At 68.8% G+C, this 17,289-nt stretch carries 18 protein-coding genes; 7 read left to right on the top strand and 11 right to left on the bottom strand.

The annotated features are described in order from the left end of the window. Position 1: 1 nt before the first annotated feature. The gene (locus tag IRT45_RS13460) at positions 2-760 is read right to left on the bottom strand and encodes an SDR family NAD(P)-dependent oxidoreductase (protein ID WP_194806190.1); all 759 of its coding nucleotides are present in this window, start codon (positions 758-760) and stop codon (positions 2-4) included. A gap of 94 nt (positions 761-854) precedes the next feature. Between IRT45_RS13460 and IRT45_RS13455 the strand changes: the two genes are divergently transcribed. After that, complete coding sequence (locus tag IRT45_RS13455; protein WP_194806189.1) at positions 855-1,409, top strand: TetR/AcrR family transcriptional regulator; 555 nt, start codon at positions 855-857, stop codon at positions 1,407-1,409. 101 nt (positions 1,410-1,510) lie between these two features. Here the strand turns inward: IRT45_RS13455 and IRT45_RS13450 are convergent, their stop codons facing one another. Genes IRT45_RS13450 through IRT45_RS13405 form a run of 10 tightly spaced genes read right to left on the bottom strand, consistent with a single transcriptional unit; the run spans position 1,511 to position 10,455 of the window. Continuing rightward, positions 1,511-2,344, bottom strand: coding sequence for an NAD(P)-dependent oxidoreductase (locus IRT45_RS13450; protein ID WP_194806188.1), 834 nt, complete (start codon positions 2,342-2,344; stop codon positions 1,511-1,513). 5 nt (positions 2,345-2,349) lie between these two features. Then, a complete protein-coding gene (locus tag IRT45_RS13445; protein ID WP_194806187.1) occupies positions 2,350-3,168 on the bottom strand; it encodes an NAD(P)-dependent oxidoreductase in 819 nt (272 codons plus the stop codon). 29 nt (positions 3,169-3,197) lie between these two features. Continuing rightward, on the bottom strand, positions 3,198-3,719 hold the full coding sequence (locus tag IRT45_RS13440; RefSeq protein ID WP_194806186.1) for a DoxX family protein: 522 nt from the start codon (positions 3,717-3,719) through the stop codon (positions 3,198-3,200). 8 nt (positions 3,720-3,727) lie between these two features. Further along, positions 3,728-4,741 carry an alpha/beta fold hydrolase gene (locus IRT45_RS13435; RefSeq protein ID WP_228534298.1) on the bottom strand — a complete coding sequence of 338 codons (1,014 nt, stop codon included), beginning with the start codon at positions 4,739-4,741 and terminating at the stop codon, positions 3,728-3,730. Then, a complete protein-coding gene (locus tag IRT45_RS13430) occupies positions 4,738-6,399 on the bottom strand; it encodes a zinc ribbon domain-containing protein (RefSeq protein WP_194806185.1) in 1,662 nt (553 codons plus the stop codon). Before IRT45_RS13430 ends, IRT45_RS13435 begins: the two co-directional genes overlap by 4 nt. 52 nt (positions 6,400-6,451) lie before the next feature. Further along, positions 6,452-7,828, bottom strand: a complete 1,377-nt coding sequence (locus tag IRT45_RS13425; protein WP_309240938.1) for a cytochrome P450 — start codon at positions 7,826-7,828, stop codon at positions 6,452-6,454. Positions 7,829-7,838: 10 nt separating this feature from the next. After that, a complete protein-coding gene (locus tag IRT45_RS13420) occupies positions 7,839-8,030 on the bottom strand; it encodes a ferredoxin (protein ID WP_030517538.1) in 192 nt (63 codons plus the stop codon). Positions 8,031-8,040: 10 nt separating this feature from the next. Next, a complete protein-coding gene (locus IRT45_RS13415; RefSeq protein ID WP_039783446.1) occupies positions 8,041-8,901 on the bottom strand; it encodes a mycofactocin-coupled SDR family oxidoreductase in 861 nt (286 codons plus the stop codon). Between the two features lie 46 nt (positions 8,902-8,947). Further along, positions 8,948-9,652: an SDR family NAD(P)-dependent oxidoreductase gene (locus IRT45_RS13410; RefSeq protein WP_194806287.1), complete on the bottom strand. Its 705-nt coding sequence runs from the start codon at positions 9,650-9,652 to the stop codon at positions 8,948-8,950. Then, the gene (locus IRT45_RS13405) at positions 9,649-10,455 is read right to left on the bottom strand and encodes a TauD/TfdA family dioxygenase (RefSeq protein ID WP_194806184.1); all 807 of its coding nucleotides are present in this window, start codon (positions 10,453-10,455) and stop codon (positions 9,649-9,651) included. Before IRT45_RS13405 ends, IRT45_RS13410 begins: the two co-directional genes overlap by 4 nt. 203 nt (positions 10,456-10,658) lie before the next feature. Here IRT45_RS13405 and IRT45_RS13400 point away from each other — a divergent pair, with 203 nt between their 5' ends. From IRT45_RS13400 to IRT45_RS13375, 6 genes are all read left to right on the top strand, one after another. Continuing rightward, positions 10,659-12,137 (top strand): aldehyde dehydrogenase family protein, encoded by a 1,479-nt coding sequence (locus IRT45_RS13400; RefSeq protein ID WP_194806183.1) that lies wholly within the window; start codon positions 10,659-10,661, stop codon positions 12,135-12,137. After that, a complete protein-coding gene (locus IRT45_RS13395; protein WP_194806182.1) occupies positions 12,137-13,351 on the top strand; it encodes a CaiB/BaiF CoA-transferase family protein in 1,215 nt (404 codons plus the stop codon). Before IRT45_RS13400 ends, IRT45_RS13395 begins: the two co-directional genes overlap by 1 nt. A gap of 24 nt (positions 13,352-13,375) precedes the next feature. Next, on the top strand, positions 13,376-14,563 hold the full coding sequence (locus IRT45_RS13390; protein ID WP_194806181.1) for an OB-fold domain-containing protein: 1,188 nt from the start codon (positions 13,376-13,378) through the stop codon (positions 14,561-14,563). 67 nt (positions 14,564-14,630) lie between these two features. Continuing rightward, complete coding sequence (locus tag IRT45_RS13385; RefSeq protein WP_194806180.1) at positions 14,631-15,791, top strand: thiolase family protein; 1,161 nt, start codon at positions 14,631-14,633, stop codon at positions 15,789-15,791. A gap of 1 nt (position 15,792) precedes the next feature. After that, a complete protein-coding gene (locus IRT45_RS13380) occupies positions 15,793-16,176 on the top strand; it encodes a hypothetical protein (protein WP_194806179.1) in 384 nt (127 codons plus the stop codon). A gap of 85 nt (positions 16,177-16,261) precedes the next feature. Beyond that, positions 16,262-17,206: an alpha/beta hydrolase gene (locus IRT45_RS13375; protein ID WP_194806178.1), complete on the top strand. Its 945-nt coding sequence runs from the start codon at positions 16,262-16,264 to the stop codon at positions 17,204-17,206. The last annotated feature ends 83 nt before the right edge of the window (positions 17,207-17,289 follow it).

Raw genomic sequence — 17,289 nt, 5'->3', positions numbered from 1 at the left:
GTCAACCGGCCGACCAGCCGCCGTCCACCGGGACCACCGCGCCGTTGATGAACGAGGCGGCGTCGGAGGCGAGGAAGACGGCCACCTCGGCCATCTGCTCGGGTTCGGCGATACCGCGCATCAGCGACATCACCGGCTGCAGCCGGGTCACCCCGTCGAGATCCCATTCCGGGGTGGGCCCGGCGATGCCGGTCATCGTCGGGCCGGGCAGGATCGCATTACATCGGATGCCGTCCCCGGCATGGATCCAGGCCACATTGCGGGTCAGCCCCACCACTCCGTGTTTGGCGGCGGTGTAGGCGATTCCCGCTGCGCCGCCGCGGATTCCGGCCTCCGAGGCGGTGTTGACGATCGAACCGATGCCCTGGTCGAGCATATGGGGCAGCACCGCCCGGGTCATGAGAAAGGTGCCGGTGAGGTTGACCGCGACCGTGCGTTCCCAGGTGGTCACCGGGGTGTCGGCCGGTAGTGCCATCTTGTCCATGATCCCGGCGTTGTTGCACAGCACGTCGATACGGCCGAAGGTGTCCATCGCGGTGCGGGTGGCGCGGGCGACGTCGATTTCGTCGGAGATGTCGATGACTACCGGAATCGCGGCCGCGCCGATCTCCGCGGCGGTACCCTGGGCGCCGTCGGAACTGATATCGGCCGCCACGACCATGGCGCCGCATTTGGCGAATGCGATGGCCATGGCCCGCCCGATCCCGGAGCCGGCGCCCGTGACGATGGCCACCCGGTTGTGAAAATTGCTGGTGCTCAACGGTGTTCCCTCCTCGGTGCGCTGCGGGCCCGCCGGCACGTGTCGACGTCGCCGTTTCAACCGGACATCACTGTCCGGTTGGTAGTGTAGGCCGGTGACCGAGCAGCGTCGAGGGAATCGTGGACCCGGTGCGGCCGCCGCCAATCGAGCGGCTCTGATCGCCGCCGCCCGCGAGGTGTTCGCCGAATCGGGTTTCGAGGCTCCGCTGAATCTGATCGCCCGGCGCGCGGGCGTCGGGCAGGGCAGTCTGTACCGGCACTTCGCCGACCGGGAATCGCTCGCGCTGGCGGTCTTCGAGGACAATGTGGTGGGGCTGGAAGCCTATGCGGCACAGCCGGATACCGGACTGGACCAGCTCCTGGAACGCATCGTGGACCAGGTGGTGACCTCGATCGCGTTCATCGAATTGATCGACCCGTCGCTCACCGACGGGCGGCTGGCGCGGATGAGCAGCCGGGTGGCGGCACTGCTGGGCGATCATCTCGACACCGCTCGGGCGCGCGGCCGGGTCCGCGCCGATCTGACGTGTCAAGACCTCATGCTCGCGCTGGCGATGCTGGCCGCGCTGCTGACGCGGACCGGGGCGCAGGAGCGCCGGGTGCTGGCCGCCCGCGGATGGTCGCTGATCGAGCAAGGGTTACGAGCATGATCGGTCCCGCCGAGCCGGATTTCGGGCGCAGGCGGGCCGTGGGGAGGATGCCGCGCGCCGCTCCTGCCCGCGTGACAGGTGACGGAGCCGGCGCGGCGCGGTCAGCGGGTGCCGACGTGCGGGGCGGCGTTGTCGTCGCGGCCGAAGGGGGCGGCGGAAATGGCGGCGTCGAGTACGCCGAGGGTGCCGCCGAGTTCGGTGGTGAGGGCGCGGACCACGGCGACGTCCTTGCGCAGGAATTCGCCGACCACAGCGCCGAATTCGGCCACCGATTTCTTCGCGGCCATGCTGGTCACGACACGTCCGGAGGAACTGGCGTGCGGGAGCGCCGAGAGCAATGCCGCTTCCGTGACGCCCAACTGGCCGGCCAGCCGCACCGCCGCGGCGACCAGTCCCGCCTGTGCCGCGAACAGAGCGTTGTTGACGAGTTTCACCCGCTGACCCGCGCCGAGCGGGCCGACGTGCAGGATCGGATCGGCATAGCACGACAGCACCGGCCGCAGGTCGGCGGCGGTGTCGTCGTCGGCGCCGACGAAGACCGTCAGCGCACCCGCGGCGATATCGTGCGGTCCGCCGCTGACCGGCGCGTCGGCCACCCGCACGGCATGCGGAACCGCCTGTGCGGCAACGGCTTGCGCGGTGCGCGGATCGCCGGTGGTGTGCAGGGCGAGGATCGCTCCGGGCGCCATGGCCGCGGTCAGGTCACCGTCGAGACAAACCTCGCGCACCTGATCGTCGGAGAACAGGCACACCAGTACCGCGTCGGCGCCCTCGGCGGCCGCGGCGGCGGTGTCCACCGGGTGCGCGCCCGCCTCGCTCACAGCAGTGTGAATGTCGTCGCGTCGCACCGTGACCCGCACTTCGTGCCCGGCCGCGGCGAGCCGCCGCACCATCGGCAGGCCCATCCGCCCGGCGCCGACGAATCCGATCCGCATCCGGGTCACCGCTGCTGGTTCATCAGCGCCAGGGTGGCGTCCGCGGCGGTGAGGACGACGCCGGCGTCGGCCCCGGCCGCATCGGCCAGACCGGCGATCAGGGAGACGTCCTTGCGCAGCAGTGCCCCTGCGTACTGGGCGAGCCGGTCGAGACTCACTCCGGCGTCCACGATGCGCCCGAGTGCGAAACTGTTCGCGGTGCCGTGCGCGATCACCTCGCCCAGCCGGGCCGGATCCACACCCAGGCCGGCGCCCAGGGCGAAGGTGCTCATCGCGGTCGCGAGGTTGGCGGTGAACAGCAGATTGTTGAGCAGTTTGGTGACCTGACCGGAGCCGACGTCGCCGAGATGCACCACCGGGTCGGCGTAGCTGTCGAATACGGGGCGGCAGCGTTGTACCACCTCGGCGTCACCACCGGCCATCACCAGGAGCCGTCCGGCCTCCGCGGCGGGTCCGCCGCCGCTGACCGGTGCGTCGATCAGTGAAATACCCTGGACGGCGGCGGTTTTCGCCACGTCGCGGCAGGTGTCGGGATGGACGGTGCTGTGGACGGCCACCACACCGCCCGCCGACATGCCCGCCAGTACGCCGTGTTCGCCGGTGAGGACCTCGCGCACGTCGTCGTCGCCGACCACGCAGACACAGACCAGATCGCTGTCGGCGCCCAGTGCCGCCGGAGTTTCGGCGGTCGCCGCGCCGGTATCGGCGAACGCCTCCAGGGTCGCGGCCCGCCGTGCCCACAGTGTGGTCGGATATCCGGCCGCGATGATTCGCCGCGCCATGGGGCCACCCTGACTGCCCAATCCGATGAATCCGACTCGCATGTCCGCACCTCTTCCGTCGAATGCCGCTGTCACGCTGTGGGTTCCGGCTGGTGCGCGGGAGCCGGCGCCGGACGCCAGAAGGTCGCGAGCAGCCCGGCCGTCGCGATCACCGCGACCCCGGCCGCGATCGCACCACCGGCCCAGCCGACGACCTCGATATCGGTGGCGTGGTCGAGCGAGAGCCGTCCCGGGCCGAGCATGGCCGTCGCCAACGCGGTGACCGCGAGCACGAGGACGTACTCGTAGCCCTCCTTGAAGACGAAGAATCCGTTCGGGCGATGCGCCAGCAGCCCCGCGACCAGCATCACCGAGATGATCGCCGCACACGCCAGCGGCGTGAACAGGCCCACGATCAGCAATGCGCCCGCGCCGATTTCGGTGACCACACTCAGCCAGGCCTGCAGGATGCCGTTGCGCAACCCGAGCCCGGCGAACCAGCGGGCGGTTCCGTCGATGCGGCCACCGCCGCGCCAATGGTTGTAGCCGTGCGCGATCATCGTCGCGCCGATCACCAGGCGCACCAAGAACAGCGCTGTGTCGGATGCGTGCACGCCTCACCTCACCTTCCGGGCCGGAACGGTTCGGGCCCATCGAATTGTTCCGGGAGACAGTCGAAACTGTCTCTCGCGCCCAGCAGGCATTCCTCCGCGAAACCCAGCACTCCCAGGTGGTATGCGCGAGCGGAACGTCCGACGCTGAGGTTGTGGCCACTGCCGGGCTGGCGGTTGAGTACCACTCGCGACGCCGCGGTGAACGTGGCGCCGACCTGTGTCATCGCGTCGGAATCGTTGCGCCACACCCGCTCGTGATCGCCGAGGGTGAAGCGCACCGGAATACGTACCCGGGTGGCCAGGGCCGGAAATTGGGTATCGGCCCAATCCGTGACCGCGGCGGCCTCGAGTCGCGGACCGACGGCGGCGAGCGCCGCACCGCCGACCACATCCGGCGGATACAGCGAAGCGGGCCGCCACAGCAGGTCGGCGAGTCCGCGCGGTCGCTCGACCGGCCCCCGCGGCCCCATCAATACCTGCCGGGCAGCCGCAGCGAATTCCCGTCCGGTACCGGCCAATTCGATACCCAGCAACGCGCCTCCCCGACGGTCGGCGGCCATCCGCAATGCCAGTTCACACCCGGCGGAATGGGCGATCACGAAGGTGCCCGCGCCCCGGCCGGCATCCGGAACCAGCTGCGTGACAGCGGAATACATCAGGTCGACACGATGCTGCGGATCCCAGAGCCGGTCCGTGAACGGTGCCGACGCGCCGTAACCGGGCCGGTCCAGAGCCAGCACGGTGAAGCCGAGCTCCGCCGCGACGCGCAGCAGCGACAACTCGGGGTGGCCCGGACAGTCGAAATAGGCGGCGGTCGTCGCGCCCCCGTGCAACGCGACCAGCACCGCACGGGGCTCGCGCGCCCGCAGCAACAGTCCCGACACCGCGATCCCGTCCGCCTCGGCCACCACCTGCTCGGGGACGCCCGGCGGTTCGAGCCCGCCTGCCCGGTGGCCGGCGATTCCCCGCTCGGACGATGCCGCCGGTACGAGGGCTGCGGATCGCGGCGCTTCCACGGTCATCGCTCGCTCCGCAGCAACAGCACGCCACTGGGCGTGAGCCCACCACTGCTTGTGACCGCCACCCGTGCGCCGGCGACCTGACGCGGCCCGCATTCACCGCGCAGCTGGGCGACCGCCTCGTGGATCAGGCCCATGCCGTGGGTGCGCCCGTGCGAGAGTTGTCCGCCGTGCGTGTTGAGCGGCAGCATGCCGTCGCGCGCAATGTTTTTCCCGCCGTCGAGGAAGTCCTTGGCCTCGCCGATCTTGCAGAATCCCAGCGCCTCGATCCAGGACAGGCAGTTGAAGCTGAAGCCGTCGTAGAGTTCGGCGACGTCGACGTCCTCGGGCCGGAGATCGGTGCGCGACCACAGATGTGCCGACTGACCGAGCACCTGTGGCTCGTGGGTGAGGGTGCTCTGATCCCACTCCACCCGCTCGAGGATCTGTGTGCCGACGGCCTCCACGTAGACGGGTGGTTCGGCAAGGTCGGCGGCGGTCTCCACGGCCGAGACGATCACCGCCACCGCGCCGTCACAGGGCACGTCGCAGTCGTAGAGGCCGAACGGACTCGTCACCGGCCGCGCCGACAGGTAATCGTCCATCGTGAGCGGATCCCGATACACCGCAGTGGGATTCAGTGCGGCATTGGCACGCTGGTTCAGCGCGATCCAGCCCAGCGTCTCCTTGGTCGTGCCGTAGCGATGGAAGTGGCGTTGCGCGTTCTGGGCGAGGGTGTGCGCCGCCGAGGTCGCGCCGAACGGCAGCTGCCAGCTGGTGGTGCGGCCGCCGCCCAGCTGTGCCGTCGAGCCGGTGCGGATCAGCTCGTTGTAGGTGGCCTCCCAGACGGTCCGGAAGCACAGTACGTGCCGTGCCAGCCCGCCCGCGACGGCCAGCATCGCCGCGATCACCGAGCCACCGGGCCCGAAGGTTTCGATGCCGCCGTTGTGCCAGGTCGGTCGCAATCCCAGCGCTGATTCGAGCGCGGTCACCCCGCCCTCGCCGAATCCGCCCACATTTCCGCCGCCCGGATACGAGGAGAGCCCGTCGATATCGGCCATGGTGAGTCCGGCATCGGCGACGGCACGCTCGCACGCCTGCACGGTCAATGCCAGCGGGGGCACCATCAGCCGCCGTCCGATATCGGACATCCCGATGCCGGTGAGCGCCACCCGGTCCTCGAATTTGGCCGTGCAGACGCGGGGGCGCACGTGCTCGGCGAAGCGGTCCGGGTCGATGTCGTCGGCGGGCAGCGGCGCAGGTTCCGGCTGCTCGGCCGTGGGCCGGAACAGCGGCAGCCACACGTCCTCGTGCTGTTCGAACACGACTTCCATCCGCATGCCCAGCACCAGATCGGCGGCCTCGCAGCCGATGACTGTGGTGGTCAGGCGAATTCGCGGATCCTCCACCAGTGCGACCTGACCGACCACGTACGGCGGCGGCAACCCGGGCAATCCGAACCGCTGGTTGTGCGTGAAGCCGATGAGCGTCGCCTCCCCGGAGACCTCACGCACACCCATATCGGTGCCGCGGCAATGACGGCACACCGGCTGCGGCGGATGAATCAGCTCGGCGCAGGTCCGGCACTGCTGAATCCGCAGCCGATCGTCGGCGCCGGCGGTCCAGAAGAACTCGTTCTGCGCGGTGAGCTGCGGTAGCGGCCGCCCGGACGCGGTGGTCACCTCACGCCTCCTGCTTGTCGGTGCGATCTGCGAATGCGGCTGTGCGCGCGGATCAGTGGATGTCGGCCTGTTCCTTGCGGGCGGTCACCGGCGCCGCGAGCTGTTGCTCCTCGCAGATCGCCTGCAACTTCTCCAGCGTCGCGTCGAGCCCCTCGCCCAGGCGCGGGCCGGGGGTGAAGGTCGCCGGCAGATGCCGCATGCCCTGGATGACCGCGATGGTGTCGTAGTGCACCGTGGTTTCGGGGTCGCAGCGGTAGTCCGGCATCCGGTCCAGCACCGCCAGCAGCATCCGCTTGAACACCGTGCGGGCCAGATTCGATCCGATGCAACGGTGGATGCCGAGCCCGAAGCTGTAGTGCCGGTTGCGATGCCGGTCCAGCACGATCTCGTTGGGGTCCTCGAAGATCGACGGATCGCGGTTGGCCATCGCCCACGACAGCCACAGCCGATCGCCCTCGGCGAATCGCGTGCCGACCACCTCGCAGTCCTCGGCGATGGTCCGGCCGTCGCCCGGGGCCGGCGTGTAGTACCGCAGGAATTCCTCGGTCGCCGAATCGAGCAGGGTCTCGCGTTCCGTGCTGAGGATCTCGCGCTGATCCGGATGCTCCGACAACCATTCCAGCGAATGCGCGGTCAGCGCGGTCGTGGTGTCGAAACCGCCGCCGATGATCAGCGCCAGCATGCCGAGCATCTCGAGGTCGGGCAGCTGAGCGCCGTTGACCGTGGCCCGCACCACCGCGTCGATCATGCCGGGCCGCGGATTCTCCTTGATCTCGATCAGATTGTTGAGCAGATCCAGTCCCATTTCCCGGTGCATCGCGGTGATCCGCTCGATATCCGGCGAATCGGGCGGGGTATAGACCGCGGCGTGGACCGGTTCGTTGTAGACCGTCCACTTCTTCAGCGGGATACCGAGCATCGCCAACGTGAGAACGGCGGGCACGATATTGGCCAGATCGTCGACGAAATCGATGCGGCCCGATTCGATCTTCTCGTCGATCGCCGCGCGCACGACCTCGTCGATGAACGGAATCCAGCGGTTGACCGCCGCCGGGGACAGATACGGATTGAGCGCCGACCGCAATTCGCGATGCTCGGGCTCGTCCATCTCCAGGATCCCGCCCCGGATGGCGGCGGCGCGTGGCGGCTTGGGAATCGAAATCCCTTGGTAGCCACGGCGTTCCCCGACGGGATCGTGATCGTTGGACACGTAGGGGCAGCGGGCGAGCTCGAAGACCTCGCGATTGCCGGCGGCGACCCAGTGACCGCCGTGGGTATCCGACCAGGCGATCGGGCAGTGCTGCTGCATGTCCTGGGTGATGGACAGGAAATTGTCGCGATATTCCGGGGCATACCGGTCGAACGAGTACAGCGGTTGTTTCCGCTCGTCGTCCGCCGGTCCGGCCGCGGTGATGTTCTCGGCGGTCACGGCGTTCCTCTCAGGTGATGGTGATCGCTCGTTCCGGGCACGACTGGGCGGCCTCGCGGACCTGTTCCTCCTGATCGGGCGGAACGTCCTCGCTGACCGCCGAGGAGTGGCCGTCGATTTCACTGAGTACGAACGACTTCGGAGCGACCATGGCGCACAGGGTGTGTCCCTGGCAGCGCTCCGGATCTACGCGCACCTTCACGGTTCTCCCCTTAGATGTGATAGTCGTACCACTTGAGGTATCCGCCGGCGTCCACCCGCATCTGCATGCCGGTGACGTAGCGGGATTCGTCGGAGGCCAGGAACAGCACCATGTTGCTGGTGTCCTCCGGTTCGATCCACGGCACCGGCATCGCCTGCTGCACGTGGAAGGCGGGCTGCGCGTCCTGCAGGGTCGGCTTCTCGAGGTCGGGCCGGAACGAGCGATACATCGGCTCGCTCCGCAACATGTCCGTATTGCAGTTGGTCGGGTGGATGACATTGGCGCGGATGTTGCGCGCGGCGATATGAGTCGCCAACTCGTGCATGTACATCGACAGTCCGCGCTTGGCGACCATATAGGCGATGCCGCCGGGATCCTTACCGGGCTGATCGACCTTGGCCACATCCATCAGCGCCGCGGTCGAGCCGGTGGCGATGATCGAGGCGCCGGTGTCCAGATACGGCAGTGCGGCGTGCACGGTGTTGATCACGCCGATCAGGTTGGTGTCGATGACGTCGGTCCAGGCCTGCCACTGCGGTTCGCCCTTCATGCCGGCGATACCGGCCTGGGCCACCACGACATCCAGATGCCCCAGTTCGTCGACGCCGCGTTTCACCGCGTCGCGCAGTGCGGCGATATCACGGACGTCGGCCTGCACGGCGACGATCCGGCGGCCGGTCTTCTCCACCAGTCGTTCGGTTTCCTCGAGGTCTTCCGGCCGCGCCATCGCATAGCCGATGGTCTCGATGTCCCGGCAGATGTCGACGGCGATGATGTCGGCGCCCTCGGACGCCAGTTTCACCGCATGACTGCGGCCCTGTCCTCGTGCGGCACCGGTGACGAGGGCGACTTTGCCTTCCACGCGTCCCACTGGTGGTCCTTTCGGTTGTGTTGTGCCTCAGCGCGTTCCGCGCCGGTTACGTGTTGCGGCCCCCGTTGACGCCGAGGATCTGGCCGGTGATGTAGCCGGCTTCCTCGGAGACGAGGAACGCGCAGGCGGCGGCGATGTCCTCGGGCCGGCCGACCCGGCGGACCGGAGTGCGGGCGATGTGGTCATCGATGGTTCCGCCGAGCAGCTGCGCCTGTTCGGTCTTGCGCAGCATCGGGGTATCGATGAACCCGGGTGGGACCGCGTTCACGGTGATACCTTCGGGGCCCAGTTCCAGCGCCAGCGATTTCGTGAGCCCGTTGACCGCCGACTTCGCCGAGACGTAGTGCGACATGAACGGTTGCCCGGAATGGGTGCTGGAGGAGGAGATGTTGACGATCCGGCCCCACCGGGCGGCCCGCATATCGGGCAGGACGGCCTGGATGGTGTGGAACACCCCGTGCAGGTTCACCGCGATGGTGCGCTCCCACTGTTCGAAGCTCAGATTCGCGAACCGGCGATAGCCCTCCGCGCCGGCGGAGTTCACCAGCACCGTCACCGGGCCCAGCCGCTCGCGGATCGCGGTGAGCGCGGCGTCGATCTGGGCGCGGTCGGTGACGTCGGCGGTGTGGTCGAATTCGGAGTCGCCGGGTTTGATGTCGAGGGTGGCGACCTGAAAACCGTCGGCGCGCAACCGATTCGCCACCGCCAGGCCGATCCCGGACGCGCCGCCGGTGACCACCGCTGTTCTCACGCCCACGGTTCGGCTCCGGCGATCGTGGTGCGGTGCAGTTCGCGTTCGGAGCTCGCGTCGTAATGCAGGGCGCGGTGCAGGATGCCGGTGTTGTCCCACACCACCAGATCGCCCACCGCCCAGTCGTGGGTGTAGGAGAAGCGCGGCTGGGTCGACCACTCCAGCAGTTCGTCGAGCAGTGCGCGGCTCTCCGCCGCGTCCATGCCCACGATGTGGTCGGCGGTGGCGCCGATGACCAGCGAACGGCGGCCGTCGCGGCGCTGCCACACCAATGATGTTTCGTGCGTGGGCAATTGGCGCCAGTCGGCGACCTGCTCGGGGGTCGGGTCGGGGTGCACGAGCCGCTGGGAGGCCTCGAAGCTGTGCACTACGCGCAGGGTGTCGTAGCGCTTGCGTTCGGCTTCCGAGAGACCTTCGTAGGCGGCGTAGGTGCTGGCGAACTGGGTGCCGCCGCCTTCCATCGCCACGTGCCGTGCGGTGAGCACGGTCGCCTTGGCCGGCACGTCGTTGGTGGTGTCGTCGATATGCCAGAAGAAGGTGCCCTCGAGGTATTTCGCGGCCCGGTTCTTCTCGGGATTCAGTGTGATGGTGAAGATTTCGCGACCGCCGGGGGCGAGGACGGTGCCCAGTCGCCGGCAGAACGCCAGCTGGGCCTCGTCGTCGAGATGCAGTCCGCGGACCACCAGCACGCCGCGCCACTTCAGGGCCTCGAGGCACCGGCTGATCACCGTGTCGTCGTGCAGATCTTCGACCCCGGTGACCTCCACTCCGATGGTGGGGTTCAACGCTGTCGTCTCAACCACAAGAATCTCCCTTCCGAATGTGAGAACCGTACTCTCGCTCGCGGTTTCTCCGCAAGGTTTCCCTGGATTCGTGCTCGTTCCGGGATCGGGGAGGTGGTCGAGCCGTCCGGTTCGGCGCGTTCGGCCATTGCTGGGCCCGAACTCTCTCGGATACATTATTCTCCATTGCTGAGAATGGAATTTCCATAGAACGAGGAGACGGGATGCCACAGGGCAACGCGACGGCCGGCGACGGGCGCGCCGTCACCAGACGAATGCTGATCGACGGTGAACTCGTCGCGGGGGAGCGCAGTTTCGCCTCACTCAACCCGGCTACCGGAGAGGTCTACGGTTACGCGCCCGAGGCGAGCATCGCCGATACCGAGGCGGCGATCGCGGCCGCGCGCCGGGCCTTCGACACCACCGACTGGTCCACGAACACCGAATTCCGCGCGCACTGCCTCGAGCAGTTCTACGCGGCACTGCGCGCCAACGTCGAGGACCTGCGCGAGCTGACCATCGCCGAGGTCGGCGCGACCCGGATGATGACGCACGCCAATCAGCTCGAGACGCCGTTCGAAATCGTGAACTACTTCGCCGGTCTCACCCGCACCTACCCGCGCACCGAGGAGCTGGGCGAGGTGGAGGACCGCGGCCGGATGCACCGCCGCTGGGTGGAGCGCGAGGCCTCCGGTGTGGTCGCGGCCATCGCGGCCTACAACTATCCGCATCAGCTGGCGCTGGCGAAACTGGCGCCGGCGCTGGCGGCCGGCTGCACCGTGGTGCTCAAGGGCGCACCCGACACGCCACTGGCCACACTCGCGCTCGGCGAGGTGATCGGTGCGCACACCGACATTCCGGCGGGCGTGGTGAACGTGCTGTCCGGATCGGATATCGAGGTGGGCAGGACGCTGACCACCCATCGTGATGTCGACGTCGTCAGCTTCACCGGATCCACCGCGGTCGGCCGCCAGATCATGTCGGCGGCGGGTGATTCGCTCAAACGGGTCTTCCTGGAACTGGGCGGCAAATCCGCGATGGTCGTGCTCGACGACGCCGATTTCGGCACCGCCGCGATGTTCGGAGCCTTCAGCATCTGCAGCCACGCCGGGCAGGGCTGCGCCATCACCACCCGCATGCTGGTGCCACGCGAACGCCACGACGAGGTGGCCGAGATGGTCGCCGGATTCATGTCCAAGGTGAGCTACGGCGATCCGGGCGACCCGAAAAACTATATGGGCCCGCTGATTTCGGAACGCCAGCGTGACAAGGTGCACGGCCTCGTGCAGCGCGCGGTGGAGGCCGGGGCGAAACTGGTGTACGGCGGGGAGAAGGTGGACCCGGGCTATTTCTACGCCCCGACCCTGCTCGCGGGCGTCGACCCGGACAGCGAGATCGCCCAGGAAGAGGTGTTCGGGCCGGTGCTGGCCCTGATCCCGTTCGAGGACGACGAGGATGCGGTTCGCATCGCCAACAACTCCATCTACGGACTGTCGGGCGGCGTGTTCTCCGCCGACGAGGGCCGAGCGCTGGCGGTGGCGCGGCGCATCCGCACCGGAACGATGAGTATCAACGGCGGCAACTACTTTCACCCCGATGTCCCCTTCGGCGGCTACAAGCAGTCGGGCATCGGCCGGGAGATGGGAGTGGCCGGCATCGAGGAGTTCCTCGAGCAGAAGTCCTTCGCGGCGGTGGTGGCCTGATGAGCGGCGGCAAACCCCTGGACGGCATCCGCGTCCTCGAGGTCGCGATGTACGGGTTCGTCCCCTCGGCCGGTGCGGTACTGGCCGAATGGGGTGCGGACGTGGTGAAGGTGGAGCACGCCCGCACCGGTGATCCGCAACGTGGGTTGCGCCAGATCGGCCGGTTGAAGGTCGAGGGCGATCCGAACCCCAATATCGAGCACGCCAATCGCGGCAAACGCAGTATCGGACTGGACATGTCGGTCCCCGAGGGGCGCGAGGTGATCTACGAGCTGGCCAAGACGGCCGATGTGTTCCTCACCAGCTTCCTGCCGCAGGCCCGCGCAAAATTCGGTATCGACGTCGACGACATCCGCGCGGTGAAGCCGGATATCGTCTACGCGCGCGGCAGCGCGCTGGGACCGCGCGGCGAGGAATCGACCAAGGGCGGTTTCGATATGACCGCCTTCTGGTGCCGCGGCTCGGTCGCCGCGACCATCACCCCGGAAGGGATGGACGGCCTGATCTCCCCGCCCGGCCCGGCCTTCGGCGACACCATCTCCGGAACGAATCTCGCCGGCGGCATCGCGGCGGCGCTGCTGAAACGCGAACGGACCGGCGAACCGTCGGTGGTCGACGTCTCGCTGCTGGGCAGCGGCCTGTGGTCCATGGGCCACACCATCGCGCTGTCGGCGCATCTGCGGCAGCCGTTGATCGCGCCCGCACCCGGTTCGCACGGGGCGCCGACCAATCCGCTCTCGGGCCTCTACGAAACCGCCGACGGCCGCTATCTCTCGCTGGTCATGTTGCAGCCCACCAAGTTCTGGGCCGACGTCATGCGCCATATCGATCGCCCGGAGCTGGCCGACGACCCGCGCTTCGCCACCGCGGAGTCGATCGCCGCCAATACCGAAGCGGGCGTGGCGATTCTGCGCGAGGCGATCGGACAGCGCACCCTCGCCGAATGGACCGAGAAGCTGGCGACCATGGCCGGGCCGTGGGCGCCGGTACAGGACAGCCTGCAGGTCGGCTCCGATCCGCAGATTCGCGCCAACGACTACCTGGTGCAGGTCGGCAGCCTCGAAATGGTCGCCAATCCGGTGCAATTCGATCTCACCGCACCCGATACCGGACCCGGGCCGGAATTCGCGGCGCACACCGAGGAAGTACTGCTGGAGCTGGGGTTGGACTGGGATCGCATCATCGCGCTCAAGACCGCCGGCGCCATCACGTAGTTTCCACACAGGAAGGCTGAGGGCATGCCCTGTGTCGCATCGATCGGAACCTATCTGCCCTGCTGGGGTGGACCTCGGGGCCGCGTTCCCGGCGCGGACGAGGATGCGGTGACCCTGGCGGTGGAGGCCGGGCGGGCCGCCCTGTCGGGCGCCCCGCGCGCCACCGCCTACGTCGAGCGCGTCGTCGTGGTGAGCCGGGATCTACCGCTGCTGGAGAGCAGCAATGCCGCGGTGCTGCTGGCCGGGCTGGGTCTGGATCCCGAACTCGAGGTGATCGAACGACTCGGCGGCGCGCCCGCGACACTCGACGCGCTCAGTTCCGCCCGCCCGCGCACGCTGATCATCGGCGTCGACCTGGATCCGGCCGGTGCGGCGGCGGCCCTGGTCGCCGAGCGCGGACTGGCGGTGCGGACCGCGGCCCGGGTGGCGCGCAGTCTGCCGGTGCGCACCCGCAATGCCACCGGCGACGTCCACGACTACGGCGATCCGCGGCTGCTGCACGAGCGGGGCCTGCTGGCATCGCTGGCGGCAGCGTGGGTGGATACGCCGGTGATCGTATCGGGCGTCGACCACGCGCAGGCGGCTCACCTGTGCGTCGGCGATCCGCCGCGACTGCCGACGACGGGGGCCGGGTCGAGTCTGTTCGCCCTTGCGGCACTGGCCGACTGGGGACAGACGGGTCTGCTCGTCGGGGTCGAGCAGGCCAGTCTGTCGGGGGTCACGGTGTCTGCGGGGCCGGTGCGGGTGTATCGGCGGGAACCGGCGGTGCGAGCCGAACCGGAGGCGGTCGCGGTGCCGGGTGCCGACATCCCGATCTCGCTGGCCGCCTACGAGCGCGCCTTCGAGGCCAAGGTGCGCTGGGAGGCCGGTCGCCACCCGGGCCGCGACGAGCTGGATTTCCCGCCGCGCTACAGCCTCGGCGAGGACGGCCGGCTCAGCACCGACTACACGCTGATTCCGTTGCCGCGCACCGGAACCGTGTACACCGAGGTGACGGTCCACGTGCCGGTACCCGGGTTGCGGACGCCGTATTCGCTGGTGATCGTCGAACTCGACGAGGTGGACGTGCGGGCACTGGTGAAGGTCACCGGAACCGATCCCGGCACGGTCCGCATCGGCGACCGCGGGCGCATGGTGCTGCGCCGGGTCGCGGTGCGCTCGGGGGTGCCGGACTACGGGTACGCATTCGAGCCGGATTCGGAGGCGGCATGAGACACAATCGCGCAGCGCTCGTGGCGCCGACCGGGGTGCGGGCGCTCCCGCAGATTACGGAGGCGGCATGAGACGGGTGGCACTGGTCGGCGCGGGGATGACACCGTTCGCCGAGCATTTCGCGCTCGGCATCAAGGATCTGCTGCCGATGGCGTTCGCCGACTGCGCGGCGTCGGTGGACAAGGGCATCGCGAAATCCGACCTGCAGGCGGCGTGGTTCGGCGCGATGGGCACCCCGGACGGATTCCCGTCGGGCATTCTGGCCGACGTGCTCGGCGTGCCGGACCTGCCGGTCACGCGGGTCGAGAACTCGTGTGCCACCGGCAATGACGCGGTGCGCAACGCCCTGTTCGGCATCGCCTCCGGCGCCTGCGATGTGGCACTCGTCATCGGCGCGGACAAACTCCGCGAAACGGCCTCCAAGGACATGCTCTGGGAGTGGGAGGCGATGACCCGCGATATGGCGTGGGACTATCCCCTGGGCCTGATCGCACCGGCCGGCTTCGCCCTGCACGTCGCCCGCTATCTGCACGAATCCCCGGCCGGGCGCGAACATCTGGGCATGATCGCGGTGAAGAACCACCGGCACGGCGTGTCGAATCCCAAGGCGCGCTTGCGTTTCGAGATCTCATTGGAGCAGGTTCTCGCGGCTCCGACGGTGGTGGATCCGTTCGGCGTGTACGACTGCGCCCCGCAGAGCGACGGCGCCGCCGCACTGATCCTCGCCGCCGACGACGTGGTGGACCGCTACACGGATCGGCCGGTCTGGATCCGGGGAGTGGGCCTGGGCCTGGATTCGGTGATGCACCAGCACAAACGGGATATGACCAGCTTCCCGGCGACGGTCCGCGCCGCGAAACAGGCCTTCGCGATGGCGGGGCTGACCCCGGCCGATATCGATGTCGCGGAGGTGCACGACTTCTTCACCGGCATCGAGTTGATCAGTTACGAGGACCTCGGCTTCGCCGACCGTTTCGAGGCCTGCAAACTGGTCGACACGGGCGCGACCAGCGTGGGCGGTGCGCTGCCGGTGAATCCGAGCGGCGGATTGAAATCCAAGGGCCATCCGCCGGGGGCGACGGGTGTGGCGCAATGCGTGGAGTTGTTCGAGCAGTTGCGCGGCCACGCCGTCAACCAGGTCGACGGGGCGCGAATCGGGTTGGCGCACAACCTCGGTGGCCCCACGGCGGTGTCGGCGGTGACGATTCTGGAGGGTCCCCACGGCTGAGATGTCTCCGCGCTGCGAATCCGAGGTCGTCGCGCTCGTCACCGGGCGGGTGGCCCGGCGGCGTGTCGTATTGGATTGGGCCGCACGCTATGTCGGCCGCGACGGGACCGTGCATGTCGTCTGTGACGGGACGCTGGCTCCGGCGCTGGTGAGTTCGATCATGGTCGGCATGTTCGTCGACGCCGAACAGGTCGAACATGCCGATTTCGCGCAGACCGCGATGCTGCTGTCGCCGCACGGCTGCAACTGGACGTGGCAGCACCTGCCCTTCGGCGCCGTCGGGCACGCGGTGGCCCTCGCGCGGCGCAAGAGCCTGCTCGCGGTGGTGCCCGCGCGGTCGCAATTCCTCCGGCCGCCCTCGGTGCGGATCGTCTGCCCCGGGTGAATGTGGCTGCGCTACCCGGCAATCGGCCGCTGTGGGACACCTGTCCGAACTATAGTTTCGTTTCGGGTGTGAGAAGGAGATCGCGATGGACCTGTCTCTCGTAGCGCCGGAACTGCGCGGACCCGCGCGCTGGTTGCCGCCGCTGGCGATCGGCCGCCGCTGGGCATTACGCCTGGTGCGCCTGGCCGCCGCCCACCGGCCCGCCCGGCGAATCGCGGGCGTGCGCATCGAGCATCTCGCGGCCGGCCGCGTACCGCTGCGGATCTATCGCCCCACCGGTGCACATTCGCCGGTCGCGGTGTTGTGGGTTCACGGCGGCGGCTACGTCCTCGGCAGCCCGGTTCAGGACGACACCTTCTGCTCGATCACCGCCCGCGACCTCGGCGTCACGATCGTCTCGGTCGACTACCGCCTCGCACCCGAACATCCCTTCCCGGCTCCCCTGCAGGACTGCTGGATCGCATGGATGTGGTTGCAGCGCAACGCTTCCCGATTCGGAGTCGACCCCGCCCGGGTGGTGCTCGGCGGACAGAGCGCCGGTGGCGGCCTGGCTGCCTGCCTGTGCCAGCGGCTGGTCGCCGACGGCGGCTCCCGCCCCGCCGCCCTCTGGCTGAGCGCGCCGATGCTCGACGACCGCACCGCCGCCCGCCGCGACCTGGACGATCTGCGGCATCTCGGCTGGACCAACGACAACAACCTCTACGGCTGGAGCAGCTACCTCGCCATCCCACCCGGCAGCGCGAACGTGCCCGAATTCGCCGTCGCCGCCCGCCGCGACGACCTCACCGGCACCCCGCCCACCTGGATCGGCGTCGGCACCATCGACCTGTTCCACGATGAGGACGTGGCCTATGCGGAGCGTCTTCGCGCGGCGGGTGTGGAGGTGGAGCTCGACATCGTGCCGGGCGCGCCCCACGGATTCGACAGCTGGGCGCCGGGGGCGGGCCTCGCGCGCGAATTCCACGCACGGGCCCGCCGGTGGGTGGCGGGGACCATGGGGGTGGCGGTTCGCGAGCGCGCCCATCCCTGATCGTCGTCTCTCCGGCCACGGTGCGTGACGATGCTCGTGCCGGGTGAAGAAATCGTGCAAACCTCGCCGATTGTTGCGGGATT

Origin of the sequence: Nocardia sp. BSTN01 (assembly GCF_015354405.1) — a bacterium.
Taxonomy (GTDB): Bacteria; Actinomycetota; Actinomycetes; order Mycobacteriales; family Mycobacteriaceae; genus Nocardia.
Note: the sequence above shows the minus strand (reverse complement) of the source record. Positions and strands in the feature narration are given on the sequence as shown.